This is a genomic window from Clostridium sp. UBA3061 (genome assembly GCF_002367465.1).
Classification (GTDB): Bacteria; Bacillota; Clostridia; order Clostridiales; family Clostridiaceae; genus Clostridium_J; species Clostridium_J sulfidigenes.
This window is the reverse complement of the sequence record NZ_DFCF01000014.1, coordinates 133,152-147,272: the sequence shown is the minus strand read 5'-3', so window position 1 is coordinate 147,272 and position 14,121 is coordinate 133,152. Positions and strand designations below refer to the sequence as shown.

General features: G+C 30.2%; 12 protein-coding genes and 1 other annotated feature (1 of these 13 cut by a window edge). Of the genes, 2 read left to right on the top strand and 10 right to left on the bottom strand.

Going from position 1 to position 14,121, the window contains the following annotated elements:
- Positions 1-171, bottom strand: a binding site (T-box leader); it reaches 88 nt to the left of the window's first position.
- A 143-nt stretch (positions 172-314) separates the two neighbouring features.
- The 4 genes from B2P65_RS12940 to B2P65_RS12925 all read right to left on the bottom strand — a co-directional run bounded on the left by B2P65_RS12940 (position 315) and on the right by B2P65_RS12925 (position 3,001).
- A complete protein-coding gene (locus B2P65_RS12940; RefSeq protein WP_346876246.1) occupies positions 315-1,895 on the bottom strand; it encodes an ABC-F family ATP-binding cassette domain-containing protein in 1,581 nt (526 codons plus the stop codon).
- Between the two features lie 120 nt (positions 1,896-2,015).
- The gene (locus tag B2P65_RS12935) at positions 2,016-2,267 is read right to left on the bottom strand and encodes a DUF1653 domain-containing protein (RefSeq protein WP_346880267.1); all 252 of its coding nucleotides are present in this window, start codon (positions 2,265-2,267) and stop codon (positions 2,016-2,018) included.
- 64 nt (positions 2,268-2,331) lie between these two features.
- Positions 2,332-2,694 (bottom strand): YccF domain-containing protein, encoded by a 363-nt coding sequence (locus B2P65_RS12930; RefSeq protein ID WP_346880266.1) that lies wholly within the window; start codon positions 2,692-2,694, stop codon positions 2,332-2,334.
- Positions 2,695-2,827: 133 nt separating this feature from the next.
- Positions 2,828-3,001: a hypothetical protein gene (locus B2P65_RS12925; protein WP_346848101.1), complete on the bottom strand. Its 174-nt coding sequence runs from the start codon at positions 2,999-3,001 to the stop codon at positions 2,828-2,830.
- Positions 3,002-3,338: 337 nt separating this feature from the next.
- Between B2P65_RS12925 and B2P65_RS12920 the strand changes: the two genes are divergently transcribed.
- Together B2P65_RS12920 and carB are read left to right on the top strand one after the other, a co-directional pair.
- Complete coding sequence (locus tag B2P65_RS12920; protein ID WP_346848220.1) at positions 3,339-4,388, top strand: carbamoyl phosphate synthase small subunit; 1,050 nt, start codon at positions 3,339-3,341, stop codon at positions 4,386-4,388.
- A gap of 46 nt (positions 4,389-4,434) precedes the next feature.
- On the top strand, positions 4,435-7,641 hold the full coding sequence (gene carB / locus B2P65_RS12915; RefSeq protein WP_346876185.1) for a carbamoyl-phosphate synthase large subunit: 3,207 nt from the start codon (positions 4,435-4,437) through the stop codon (positions 7,639-7,641).
- A gap of 94 nt (positions 7,642-7,735) precedes the next feature.
- Here the strand turns inward: carB and B2P65_RS12910 are convergent, their stop codons facing one another.
- From B2P65_RS12910 to B2P65_RS12885, 6 genes are all read right to left on the bottom strand, one after another.
- Entirely contained in the window at positions 7,736-7,927 is a 192-nt protein-coding gene (locus B2P65_RS12910; RefSeq protein WP_346880265.1) for a hypothetical protein, read from the bottom strand.
- A 183-nt stretch (positions 7,928-8,110) separates the two neighbouring features.
- Positions 8,111-9,145, bottom strand: coding sequence for a pyruvate kinase (locus tag B2P65_RS12905; RefSeq protein WP_346848099.1), 1,035 nt, complete (start codon positions 9,143-9,145; stop codon positions 8,111-8,113).
- 385 nt (positions 9,146-9,530) lie between these two features.
- Positions 9,531-10,370 (bottom strand): DUF975 family protein, encoded by an 840-nt coding sequence (locus tag B2P65_RS12900; RefSeq protein ID WP_346880264.1) that lies wholly within the window; start codon positions 10,368-10,370, stop codon positions 9,531-9,533.
- Between the two features lie 165 nt (positions 10,371-10,535).
- Positions 10,536-11,333 carry an XdhC family protein gene (locus B2P65_RS12895; RefSeq protein WP_346848097.1) on the bottom strand — a complete coding sequence of 266 codons (798 nt, stop codon included), beginning with the start codon at positions 11,331-11,333 and terminating at the stop codon, positions 10,536-10,538.
- 13 nt (positions 11,334-11,346) lie between these two features.
- A complete protein-coding gene (locus tag B2P65_RS12890; RefSeq protein ID WP_346848096.1) occupies positions 11,347-12,366 on the bottom strand; it encodes a molybdopterin-binding protein in 1,020 nt (339 codons plus the stop codon).
- Positions 12,367-12,471: 105 nt separating this feature from the next.
- Positions 12,472-13,767: a uracil-xanthine permease family protein gene (locus tag B2P65_RS12885; protein WP_346880263.1), complete on the bottom strand. Its 1,296-nt coding sequence runs from the start codon at positions 13,765-13,767 to the stop codon at positions 12,472-12,474.
- Positions 13,768-14,121 lie beyond the last annotated feature (354 nt).

Here is a 14,121-nt window from a genome sequence, read left to right as displayed (position 1 = left end):
CTACTAAGTAATCCTTTGGGGCAGCTTCTCCAAGGTTCTCTTCCTAATTTATTATAAATAAATTTCCCTACAATTACTTGTTAAGATTCTTTTATTCTTGTGAAGCTCACACCAACCTTCACTCGCTTTAAGAATTAATAAAGAAAGTACTGTCCTTTTCATAGAATTTCCATATTAAATTTTATATTATTTGTATTATAAATAAATAATGGTAAATTGTCAACTAAATAAATTAATATTTATACAAGTTAAATGTTAATTTATTCATTTAATGCCTATCTACTACAAAAGTAATTTTTATATCAACCTAAGCTCTATTTTAATTCTAAATACTCATCATAAGTCATATTCTTATCAATTACACCACCAGGAATAATTTCTATTATTCTATTTGCAACAGTATTAATAAACTGATGGTCATGGGATGTAAATAATATAGTTCCAGCAAAGTTAATTAATCCATTATTAACTGCTGTTATGGATTCAAGATCTAGGTGGTTTGTAGGCTCATCTAAGATTAATACGTTAGCTCCACTTAACATCATCTTTGATAGCATACAACGAACTTTTTCCCCTCCAGATAGCACAGATGCTTGCTTTAATGCTTCTTCTCCTGAGAATAACATTCTTCCAAGGAATCCTCTTATAAAACTTTCCGCCTTTTCTTCTGAAAATTGTCTTAACCAATCCACAAGATTTAGATCGCAACTCTCAAAGAACTCAGAGTTATCAGATGGGAAATACGATTGAGATGTAGTTATCCCCCATTTATAGCTTCCACTATCTGGTTCCATTTCACCCATCAATATTTTAAATAAAGTGGTTTTAGCAATACCATCTCCTAAAAATGCTACCTTATCATTCTTATATATCATAAAACTTACATTATCTAAAACTTTAACACCATCAATAGTCTTACATAGATTCTCAACAACTAACAAATCATTACCAGCTTCTCTATCCGCTTTAAATCCTACAAATGGATATCTTCTTGAAGATGGCTTAATATCATCAAGAGTTAATTTATCTAATTGCTTCTTTCTACTAGTTGCTTGCTTAGCTTTTGATGCATTAGAACTAAAACGAGCTATAAAGTTTTGAAGCTCTTTAATTTTTTCTTCTTTCTTTTTATTCTGATCCTTAGACATTTGTAATGCTAATTGACTTGATTCATACCAGAAATCATAGTTACCAACATACATTTGAATTTTTCCAAAGTCTACATCAGCCATATTAGTACATACTTTATTTAGGAAGTGTCTATCGTGGGATACCACAATAACAGTTCCCTCAAAATCCATTAAGAAATTTTCAAGCCAAGCTATAGATTTAATATCTAAGTGGTTGGTAGGCTCGTCAAGTAAAAGAATATCTGGATGACCAAATAAGGCTTGTGCAAGTAAGACTTTAACCTTCTCTGAACCATTTAAATCCTTCATTAACTTGTAATGTAAATCTTCTGTTATCCCAAGTCCTTGAAGTAATGTAGCTGCTTCACTTTCAGCTTCCCAACCATTAAGATCTGCAAACTCACCTTCAAGCTCAGAGGCTCTTATACCATCTTCATCACTAAAATCTTCTTTAGCATAAAGAGCATCCTTTTCATTCATAATTTCAATTAATCTAGGATGACCCATAATTACAGTTCTTAGTACTTCTTCTTCATCATAAGCAAAGTGATCTTGCTTTAAAACTGCTAATCTTTGTCCTGGTGTTATATTAACTTCGCCTGTATTAGGTTCTATATCTCCGGATAATATTTTAAGAAATGTAGACTTCCCTGCACCATTTGCTCCTATTAATCCATAACAATTACCTTCTGTGAACTTAATATTAACATCCTCAAAAAGTTTACGTCCTCCGTATCTTAAACTAACTCCTGTAGTACTAATCATAACGTTACCTCCAATTATCATTAAAAAAGTCTTACCCATTGGGTAAAACCTCTTGAACTTTTCTTTAAAACATACGATTACTATTATAACATAGATTTATATTTTATACTATTCTTTACTTCAAATATTTTTACTTTCTACTATTATCTCTTGAAATCTATACCTTTGTCCTGTTGGATTAACCTTATTTTTAGGTACTTCTTCTATAAACATCTTATATGGTCTTACAAACAATCCACACTCCCCATATAATGCTCTATATAGCACCATCTTTTCTTGCGTTTCTGAATTTATTACAAAATCCTCAAGTAAATATAAATTCCCTTTGAAGTGTCTAAAAATCTTCCCCTTTAATTCTGATATATCTCTCATAACTCCTCCTATATAATTACTTTAATACTACAATAATCATAAATATAACCTATTAAATCAATTCTTATATTACATCTTTTCCAAATGGTGCTAAAGATAATTTTGCCATTTTTAATGATTGAGCAGCAAAAGGTATCCCTATTATAGTTATAGACAGTAAAAATGCACTTATTATATTGGTTATTGCAAGGAGCAAACCTCCAAATATTACCCATAATATATTCAGAAAAAATCCCATACTACTATAATTTGTTGTAATAACTTCTTTTCCGAAAGGTGCAAATTGTAGTTTAGCTAACTTAAAACACTGAATACCAACTGGTATTCCCACAATAGTTATACACCATAAAAGACCTGTTAAAAACCATTGCAACCCTGCAACTAATCCTCCAAATACAAACCAAATAATATTTCCTAAACAACTCATAATATACTCCTTAAATACTTCTAATAATTAATATAATATATAATTAATTTATATTTGCAATGGAATTTAATAAAAATTAACAAAAATAAGCTTAGATAAAATTAAATTTACCTAAGCTTATTTATAAATATTTTTATTTATCTAAATTTTCATTTACTTTCTCTAAATAATTTGTTTCACTAACAATTTTATTTTCAAAATTTTCTACGGCCCCTTTAGTATAATTACCAATAGCCTTTGAATTTAATCCTTGGAGATTATTATCATTTTTCAAACCATTATTTTTAAAATTATTGTTTTCACTCATTTGTTATCACCTCCTGAATTTATTGTTAGTAATTTTATTAGATTTATTCAACAAATATTTGCTATATACTTCATTAAAAATTATATTTTATAATAATATATTTATTTTATTATTGACATTTGAAAAAATTTTTTATAAAATCAAAAAGATAAATCTACTTTTAAGTTGGTCCAGAGAGGCCAAGAAGGGAGACAGGAATAATGGCTAGAATTATAATTATTTTAAAGAGAAACCCATAGGATAATAAATAGAGCATCTAATAATTTGCTTTGTTTGTTGTCCTTTTTGTTGTACATTAATTATTTTGATTGGAGGGTTTTTCTTGAAAACAAAAAATATTGAAGCAAAACTTATATTAGAAAACGGAATGGAATTCAAAGGTAAAGCCTTTGGATACATTGATGATACCGTTGGAGAAGTAGTATTTAATACATCTATGACTGGGTATCAGGAAACTCTTACTGATCCATCTTATTATGGTCAAATTGTAACTATGACCTATCCCTTAATTGGAAATTATGGAATTAATTTAGAGGATTTAGAATCTTCTTCTCCAAAAGTTAAGGGGTTTATTGTAAGAGAAAAATCTAATAATCCTTCAAACTTCAGATGTGAGATGGAGTTAGATGGATATCTTATAGAAAACAAGATTTTTGGACTAGAAGGTATTGATACAAGGGCCCTTACGAAAATTCTTAGAGACCATGGATCAATGAAGGGTTATATAACAACTAAAAACTTATCCTTAGAAGATATAAAGGATAAGTTGGAAAAATTCCAAAATGATGATGCTGTGTATAAAGTATCTACTGATGAAATATATGAAATACCAGGCAGTGGACCACATGTTGCCGTTATGGATTTTGGAGTTAAATCAAATATCTTGAAAAGTTTCAAAGAAAGAAATTGTAGACTAACTGTGTTTCCAGCTACCTCAAAGGCTGAAGAAATTCTTTCTACAAACCCAGATTTAATATTTCTATCTAATGGTCCTGGAGACCCTATGAAATTAGATAATATAGTTAAAGAAGTAGTAAAATTAGCAACTTCAAAACCTACTTGCGGAATTTGCCTTGGACATCAACTTTTAGCTTGGGCCTTTGGTGGAGAAACTAGTAAACTAAAGTTTGGTCATAGAGGATCTAATCACCCAGTGAAAGATATTATATCAAGTAAGGTATACATAACTAGTCAAAATCATGGCTACTATGTTTCTAAGTTACCTGTTGATATGGACATCACTCATGTCAGTGTAAATGACGGCACCTTAGAAGGTATGATGCATAAAAAATTGCCAATAGCAAGTGTACAATATCATCCAGAAGCATCACCAGGACCTAAAGAAAATAACGTTATATTTGATAGTTTTTTAAGCTTAATAAAATAAATTACATTAAGAAAGACAGTGAGCTTTCATGTAGGAGGAATAATCAATGAGTAAGAGAAATGACATAAAAAAAGTATTAATAATAGGATCTGGTCCAATAGTAATAGGACAATCTGCTGAGTTCGACTATTCTGGAACTCAAGCTTGTAGAGCACTTATGGAAGAAGGGATAGAAACCATACTAATAAACTCTAACCCTGCAACCATAATGACTGACAAGGAAGTGGCAGATAAAATATATATAGAGCCATTAACTACTGAGTTTATTGAGAAAATTATAGTAAAAGAAAAACCAGACAGCATTTTATCAGGGATGGGTGGACAAACAGGTTTAAACCTAACTATAGAACTCGCTGAAAAAGGTATATTAGATAAATATGGAGTTAAAATCATAGGAACTTCGGTAGAGTCTATAAAAAAAGGTGAAGACAGAGATTTATTTAAGGCATTAATGGAAAGAATCAACGAACCTGTTATTGAGTCAGATATAGTAAATGATGTAGATTCTGGAGTTAACTTTGCTAAAAAGATTGGTTACCCTGTAATTGTAAGACCTGCCTACACCCTTGGTGGTACTGGCGGTGGTATTGCAGATACTGAAGAAGAGCTAATTACCATATTAGAAAATGGTCTTTATCTTAGCCCTGTAAATCAAGTTCTTTTAGAAAAAAGTATTAAAGGATGGAAAGAAGTTGAATATGAAGTTATGCGTGACTCTAAAGGAAATTGCATAACCGTGTGTAATATGGAAAACATAGACCCTGTTGGTGTTCATACAGGAGATTCCATAGTTGTAGCTCCTTCTCAAACCCTTTCTGATAAAGAATATCAAATGCTTAGAACTTCAGCCTTGAGAATCATAGATGAAGTAGGAATTATTGGAGGATGTAATGTCCAGTTTGCTTTAAATCCTAATAGTTTTGAGTATGCTGTAATTGAGATAAACCCTAGAGTTTCTCGTTCTTCTGCCCTTGCATCAAAAGCTACAGGATATCCCATAGCAAAGGTAGCTGCAAAAATTGGCCTTGGATATACCCTAGATGAAATTGTAAACTCCGTTACTGGTAAAACAATGGCCTCCTTTGAGCCAGCTCTTGATTATGTAGTTGTGAAAATACCAAAATGGCCTTTTGATAAATTTAAAAATGCCAATAAATCCTTAGGAACTAAAATGATGGCAACAGGAGAAATCATGGCTATTGGATCAAATTTTGAGGCTGCCTTCCTAAAAGGAATTCGCTCCTTAGAAATAGGAAAATATGTGTTAGATCATAAGCCATCTCAGGAAAAAACTTTGTCTCAGTTAAAGAGTAGCGTAATGGTGCCAGATGATGAAAGAGTCTTTGATCTAGCTGAAATGCTTAGAAGAAAATATCTAGTTGAGAAATTATCAGAGGTTACAGGAATAGATACCTTCTTTATAAATAAAATAAAATGGATAGTAGAACAAGAAGAATTCTTAAAAACTGCTAAGTTAGAAGATTTAAATAAAGAATATTTAAATCTATTAAAGAAAAAGGGTTTTTCAGACAAAGGTATTGCAGACTTAATGGATATTAGCCCTATAGAGTTGTATACTCTTAGAAAGCTGTATAACATTATGCCAACCTATAAGATGGTAGATACTTGCGCTGGAGAGTTTGATGCCATATCACCATACTACTATTCAACCTATGAAGAATTTGACGAAGTAGTTGTATCTGATAAAAGAAAAGTAATGGTTATAGGTTCAGGTCCTATTAGAATCGGACAAGGGATTGAGTTTGATTACTGCTCTGTTCATGCTGTTGGAGCTCTTAAGAAAAAAGGCATCGAAACTATAATTGTAAATAATAACCCAGAAACTGTATCAACAGACTTTGATATATCAGATAAACTTTACTTTGAACCTCTAACTGAAGAAGATGTACTCAACATAATCAACAAGGAAAAACCTGAAGGTGTAATTCTTCAATTTGGTGGTCAAACTGCTATAAAACTATCTAAGTTTCTAAGAGAAAATGGAATTAAGATTTTAGGTACTGATGCTGATGGTATAGATAGGGCCGAAGATAGAGAAAGATTTGATGCTATGCTTGAAGATCTTGATATTAATAGACCTAAAGGAATTGCAGTATGGAACCTTGATGAAGGAATTGTTGGTGCTGAGAACCTTGGATATCCTGTACTTGTTAGACCTTCTTATGTGTTAGGTGGTCAAGGTATGGAAATCACCTATAGAGAAAAGGAGCTTAAAAAGTATTTGGAGAATTCGTTTAAAAGAGATCATAAAAATCCTGTTTTGATTGATAGATACTTAGTTGGTAGAGAGATTGAAGTGGATGCTATCTGTGATGGTAAAAGTATTTTAATTCCAGGAATTATGGAACACCTTGAAAAAGCCGGAGTCCACTCTGGAGATTCTATAAGCATATATCCTTCTCAAAATATATCTGACAAATCTAAGAATACTATCTTTGAATATACAAAGAAGATTGCTTTAGAGCTTAAAGTTCTTGGCATGATAAATATTCAGTTCATTGAGTTTGAAGGAGAAATTTTTATCATAGAGGTTAACCCTAGAGCTTCTCGTACTGTTCCATATATAAGCAAGGTTACTAATGTACCTATAGTTGAATTAGCTACTCGCGCCATGCTTGGAGAATCTCTAGAAGATATGGGATATAAGGAACAAATATGTGCTGAACCTGACTTTGTAACTGTAAAAGTACCTATATTCTCTACTGAAAAGCTTCCAAAGGTTGAAGTAAGTCTTGGACCTGAAATGAGATCCACTGGAGAAGTTCTTGGTGTAGGACATACCTTTGATGAAGCTATGATGAAGGGTTTCTTGGCTGCCAAAAGACCAATTTTAAAGTCTGGAGACAAATTACTTGCAACCATAAATAATAGTGACAAAGATGAATTCTTAATACTAGCTAAAGAAATGAACTTACTTGGCTGTAAGATAGTAGCCACAGAAGGAACTGCAAAAATGCTTCAAATTGAAGGTATAGATGCAAAAATAGTTAATAAAATTGGTGAAGGAAAACCTGATATAGTAGATTCTATCAGAAATAAATCTATAAATATGATAGTTAATACACCAACTAGAGGAAATGACTCTCAGCGCGATGGCTTTAAACTTAGAAGAACAGCTGTAGAATCAGGAGTTTCATTAATGACTTCTCTCGACACCTTAAGAGCCATGGTAACAGTAATGAAACGAGGATTGAAAGTTAAAGATTTAGATATATTTAACTTAGGAAAATAGTTTATATACATTTTCATTAATATATGTTTAAAAGCAATAGACAAAATTAAGTCTATTGCTTTTGCTCTACATTTTAAATAATTATAAGGACTTATTAATTATACATGAATAAATCAATAAATCCACCACAATCAAGTGTTTGATTGGAATCAGTTGTTATCAATTCTCTAAAAGGACATTCTTCACATTCATTATGAGTACATTGAATTCTTGATAATTCTTCTGTTAATCTAGTAATTTCATTATATATTTCTTGTATCTTTTCCTTCTGTAAATCTTTATTCATAATAATCCCCCCTATATGCTTAGGTTAGTGTAGAGTTTTTACACTATCTATATTTAATTATATCATTGAACCCGATGTAAATATATAGAATTTATTCCTAAAATATAACTAAACTAGACTAAATAGTTAATTAATTCTAAAATGAAGATGGATATAAATTTTATATCCATCTTCATTTTTTTCTTAACTAAGATAACTATATTTATCTATAAATTCTTTAGTAAATCTTATAACATGGAGAGGATTTTTACCTATCCCAACTTCTCCAGCTAGCATAATTCCATCAACCTTATTTTTTATAAAATTATATAAATCATCTAATTCAGGAATTTTAGGTTTTCGGGCACTTCTCATAGAATCTAACACATAGGTTGCGATTATAAGCTCCTTTTTTTCAGATTTCATCTTTCCTATTATTTCATCCTGTACAAAAGGAATTTCCATTATGTCCAATTCCGAGAATAAATCTCCCCTACCTAGCATAATTCCATCAACAGATTTTAAAATAGAATCAAAATTAAGAATTCCTTCTTTACACTCTATTTTTGCCCAAATTTTAGGCATAATAATTTGAGGATTATATTTCTTTACTTTTTTTATATATTCCTTTAATTCTAGAATATCAGATTCTCTCGTAACATAGGAAAGACATATTATATCCACACCACTTAATAGGCCAAATTCAATATCCTTCTTATCCTTTATGGTTAACGTCATACCCAACCTATCCATTCCCGGAGCATTTAACCCCTTCTCACCTCTAACCATGCCACCTAAAACGACTTCTGCCTTTATTGCCTCTTTATCCTTAAGCTTTCCTACAACATTAAATTCCATTGTTCCATCCTTCATAAGAATTTTTTTGCATTTAGAAAGCCATGTAAATTGTCCTTGAAAAGAAATTGGAATTAATGTATTCTTTCCACTATGTCTAAGATTTTCTTTAAAAAATTCTTCACTACAAAAATATACGGTTTCTCCAAAGTTAACCCTTAATTGGCCATTAAACAAATTAGATACTCTAATTTTATTGCCTTGTAAATCTTGAATAATAGAAATATCAGGATAATTCTCCTTCATATACTTAATTTGTTTTTTAGCTGTATCATTTTCTATATGAGAAAAATTCAATCTCATTGAATTCATTCCTGCATTTACAAACTTATCTAAATCATTTAAGGTCTTAACATTAGGACCTATTGAACATACTATCTTCATTTCATCACCTAATCATTTATTTATATTTATATTTATATTTATATTTATATTTATCCAATACATAGCTAATTAATATATTTTATCTTTAATGTAATCTATTATAAATCTATCATCTTTATTCATAACAAACAATAGCATTTATATACAATCTTAAATCTTGAAGTAATATTTTTTTAATTTAGGCTTTAGTTTATTAATTTCCAATTAGACTTAATAATAAAAATCCAAAGAATTCCTTTGGATTTAAGTTGATATACATCTTCTTTAATTATGATATAAACATTTATATATAAACCTAGTTAAAATTTAATTTACGCTAAATACTAAGTTATTATATAAGTAATCTCATTCATAGACAACTTATATAGATATATAATACATATTGTTAATTTAATGGATTAATTTCATTATATATAGGTTTATTATTGTATCCAGATATTTCATTAAAGAAATTCAAAAATGTTGTATTCATATATGGGGTTAACCATAGAAAGCTAATTCCTATAATTAACGGTAATATAGTAATGAGTATTTCATTAAATGAAAAAACTGCAATTATAGCTACAACTACACCTGGTACAATACATAAAATCACCCAACCTAAAAAGCTAAGGTATAGTACAAATAAACTCCATACATTCCCTTTCATTAATTTAAAACTTTCTTTTATACACTGAATTACACCCTTACTATTATCTTCACATACTAAAATCACTGCTGGGAACAAATATAAACCCAAAATAATTATTGGTATACATAAAACTAACGTAACCAGAACAATCATTGTTGTAATGCCTTCAAAAGATGGAATAGAATTACCTGATAAAGAACCCATAAATATCTGGTTACTATAATGAATTGCTATAAACCCTACAACTATACCAATAATAATTATTATTGGTATGTACATTAATACTATTAAAAGCTGTATACCCATACCTTTTCCCCAAGTCTTACCTGAGATAAGTATATCAGAAAATTTAACTTTCTTATCCCTAGAAATTTTAAGATAAAATGAATTACTCATAATTGCTATACTTAAGCTTACTATTATGCTTATAACTGTTATCAGAAGTGATGGTCCTATAGCATCTTTAAAAGTCTCAGAACCAAGACTTATACTTCCTTGAATTACAAAGATTATTAGTGTTATTAAGACCGGTATCTTCCACTGCCCCCTTAATTGATCTTTAGATTTATTTTTTAAAGCTTTTCGATTTACCATTGTTTTCCCCCTTAGAACTCCCTTTTATTTATATATTAATAAAATACAATATTATCTATCATACTTTACTTTTTAGAAAGAAAATTAACCCTTATATAATTAAAATATTATGAACATATTGATTATATTACAATAATTCAAGATAAATTTTTATCTCTCTATATATTATTGTAATTTTTTATGGGCTAGTTTTCCATTATTTACAACTAATGAAATTTCTGCCATTATAGATAATGCTATATCTTCTGGTCTTTCACCACCTAAATCTATACCAATAGGTGCATATACTTTATTCAACAAATCTTTGTTAAATCCTTCATCTAATAATTTATATATAGTTTTTTTTATCTTAACTTTACTTCCTATCATACCAATATAATTTGCTTCAGTATCTATAATAGTTTTTAAAGCTTCATAGTCATGGAAATGTCCCCTAGTTATAATTACTATACTGCATTGATTATTTATAGGATATTTTTTTAAATTTTCTTTAATATCTCCTAGTAAAAGCTCATCAGCTAATTTAAATCTTTCCCAATTACAATATTCTTCCCTATCCTCAAAAACTACAATATCATATCCTAATACATTAGCTATAAAATGTAGTGGCAATGCAATATGTCCCCCACCAACTATAAGAAGTTTACGCTTAGGCATTAATACTTTTATATATACTTCAATGTTTCCTCCACAAACCATATTAAGCTCTTTATTAGCTTCATTCAAACTATATTCATATCTACCACTCCTTTGTGTTTCTATAGCCTCTATACTAGATTTTATAATTTCATCTTCAACTGCACCTCCACCTATAGTACCAATTACAGTACCATCTCTTAGAACTCCCATTATGGTACCTTCTCCCCTAGGTGAAGATCCACAAGCCTTAGTAATTATAGAAAGAGCTACAAAATTCCCATTCTTCACTTGCTCATTCACTTCTTCAAGTAAAGTAATACTCATATAAAATACCTCCCTATTTCCCAAATGGACAAATTGGATAATGACATATATTACATTTTAAGCAAAGCCCTCCGTGAGATAACTCATTTATTTCTCTTTTACTAATTTTATCCTTTGCCATTATCCTAGGAAGTAAAACATCAAATACAGTTATTTTAGAGAACATTCCACAAGCTGGAATCCCCACATAAGTTATATCATCACTATATGCTAACATAAACATAGCTCCTGGTATTACTGGAGATCCATAGGTAATTATCTCTGAAGCTACTTTTTCAATAGCTACAGGTGTTAAATCATCTGCATCTACTGACATTCCCCCACTGCATATTATTAAACTGCATCCTCTAGACTTAAATATCTCTATAGCATTAGTTGTTTTTTCTAAGTCATCTGGAACAAATATGACATCTTCAACAATAGCTTTGTAATTACTAACCTTTTCCTTAAGTATTGGAGCAAATTTATCAGTAATGATGCCTTCATAAATTTCCGTACCAGTAATAACGATTCCTACCTTCTGAACTTTAAAAGGTATTATGTCTATAATCCCTGATACATTTCTTAATATATCCTTAACTTGATTGATATATCTTTTTTCTACAACTAACGGTGTTACTTTTGTAGCAGAAACAATTGTATCCTTTTCTACAACAGTATTATTGTGTAATGTACTTACTACAATGTCTTTAATATAATTAATTTCATATAACAAACTAGTGTTAATTTTCAAAAGCCCATCCCGAGCAGCTAAAATATTTACTTTTCCCTCACTAGGTGATTTAATGTAGGTATTTTCTCCTCCAATTGCTTGTCCTAACTCTAAAGCTGCTTGGTCTTCATGAAGCATTTCTGAATTCATTTCAATAATATAAACGTGATTTTTCCCTATAAACTTCAACTCTTCTATATCTTTTACTTCTATTATATGTCCTTTTTTAAAAGCAGCACCCTTGAATTCCCCCGGTACGATCTTAGTTAAATCGTGGGCCACCACCATCCCAATAGCATCTTCAACTTTAACTTTTTTCATTGTCACACCCCCATGTTATATTTTATTATATTATATCATCAGATGTAAAAAAATACCACCTAATACATAATCTTTGTATTAAGTGGTATTTCAATGAATGCATAGTTAAGCTACATATTCATTTCTATTTTCTTCTTTTTCACTTTTAAAATTTAAAATCATATTTAGTATAACCCCTACAAGAGCTGCTAAGCTTACGCCTGTTATTTTAACAGATGCACCAACTGGAATTCCAATTGATATACCAGTGTATTTTTCTAAATTAGTAGTACCAAGACCAATTATTATTATAGTAGCTATTACTACAATGTTTTTCCAATCAAAAGTTACATCTCCATTTTTAATAGTTTTAAATCCTATTAATGAAATCATTCCAAATAACATGATACTAATACCACCCATAACAGCACTAGGGATAGATAATAGTAATCCTCCTAATTTAGCTACGAAACCTAGGATTATAGCAAATATTGCTGTAATTCTTATTATTGATGGATCATAGTTCTTTGTTAATGCTAAAACTCCAGTATTCTCTCCATAAGTTGTATTTGCTGGCCCTCCAATAAATGCAGAAAACATAGTTGCAAGTCCATCTCCTAATAAAGTTCTATTAAGACCGGGATCTTCAATGAAGTTTTTACCAACTACTTGCCCATTTGTAGTAATATCACCAACATGCTCCATTAGTACTGCTAACACCACTGGTGCAATTACGAGTATAGATGCCATATCAAATTTAGGCAGTGTGAAGCTAGGTACCGCTATATATGCTGATTTAGATATTATGCTAGTATCTACTATATTAAAAATTAATGAAAGTATATACCCTGATGATACTGCAATAAGTATAGCTAACTGTTTTGAAAAACCTTTACCAAATAAGTTAATGGATAATGCTATAGCTAAAGTTATCCCTGCTATAATAAAATTTTCACTAGCCATTCCTATAGCTGTAGGTACAAGGTTTAATCCTATAGCTATTATCATAGGTCCTACCACTTGGGCTGGAAGGAGTCTTTTTATAGTGGTTACACCAATTTTCTTAACAAGAAATGAAATTATTACATAAATAAAACCTGCAACTAACAATCCGCCTTGTGCATATGCTAAATCTCCGCCATTTAATTCTCCCGCAGCTATTATTACCGGTATAAATGCGAAGGAAGAACCAAGGAATACTGGAACTTTTCCTTTCGTACAAAGGTGAAATATCAAAGTACCACATCCTGCAGCAACAAGAGCAACTGAAGGGTCAAGTCCTGTAAGTACAGGTACTAGAACCGTTGCACCAAACATAGCAATTAAATGCTGCATAGCAAGTACCATTCTTTTAGTCTCTTCCTTAATAGATCTCTTTGCCAATGTTTCTTCTGCTTCTTTTTTTAATGTTATTTCTGACATATAAAGCCTCCTTAATATTTTTAATATTAGGAGAAATTTCTTTCTCCCCTTTCAGTATCTCAGTACTGATTAAAAGGTATATAAATAAAAAAACTTCTTACTTTCGCAAGAAGTTATATATATAAATATAGTGTGTCCTGTAATTATATCTACCTTCTTGCCAGCCTCTCTGGACTGATTTAAAGAAATATTTAATTATTTAATTTATTCTTTAAGTCATTATACTACTTCTTCACTCAAATAACAAGTATTTTTAAGATTTATTTTATTACTCTTTCCACTATATTAAAATATCTTGAAAAAACATGCAAATAAGTTATAATAAAATCATGGTACATAAGATGAATAGTATAA

Bases quoted from the DNA above. Each gene is read 5' to 3' on its own strand.
- B2P65_RS12940 (WP_346876246.1), bottom strand. From the start codon at position 1,895: ATGATTAGTACTACAGGAGTTAGTTTAAGATACGGAGGACGTAAACTT.
- B2P65_RS12935 (WP_346880267.1), bottom strand. From the start codon at position 2,267: ATGAGAGATATATCAGAATTAAAGGGGAAGATTTTTAGACACTTCAAA.
- B2P65_RS12930 (WP_346880266.1), bottom strand. From the start codon at position 2,694: ATGAGTTGTTTAGGAAATATTATTTGGTTTGTATTTGGAGGATTAGTT.
- B2P65_RS12925 (WP_346848101.1), bottom strand. From the start codon at position 3,001: ATGAGTGAAAACAATAATTTTAAAAATAATGGTTTGAAAAATGATAAT.
- carB (WP_346876185.1), top strand. From the start codon at position 4,435: ATGAGTAAGAGAAATGACATAAAAAAAGTATTAATAATAGGATCTGGT.
- B2P65_RS12910 (WP_346880265.1), bottom strand. From the start codon at position 7,927: ATGAATAAAGATTTACAGAAGGAAAAGATACAAGAAATATATAATGAA.
- B2P65_RS12905 (WP_346848099.1), bottom strand. From the start codon at position 9,145: ATGAAGATAGTATGTTCAATAGGTCCTAATGTTAAGACCTTAAATGAT.
- B2P65_RS12900 (WP_346880264.1), bottom strand. From the start codon at position 10,370: ATGGTAAATCGAAAAGCTTTAAAAAATAAATCTAAAGATCAATTAAGG.
- B2P65_RS12895 (WP_346848097.1), bottom strand. From the start codon at position 11,333: ATGAGTATTACTTTACTTGAAGAAGTGAATGAGCAAGTGAAGAATGGG.
- B2P65_RS12890 (WP_346848096.1), bottom strand. From the start codon at position 12,366: ATGAAAAAAGTTAAAGTTGAAGATGCTATTGGGATGGTGGTGGCCCAC.
- B2P65_RS12885 (WP_346880263.1), bottom strand. From the start codon at position 13,767: ATGTCAGAAATAACATTAAAAAAAGAAGCAGAAGAAACATTGGCAAAG.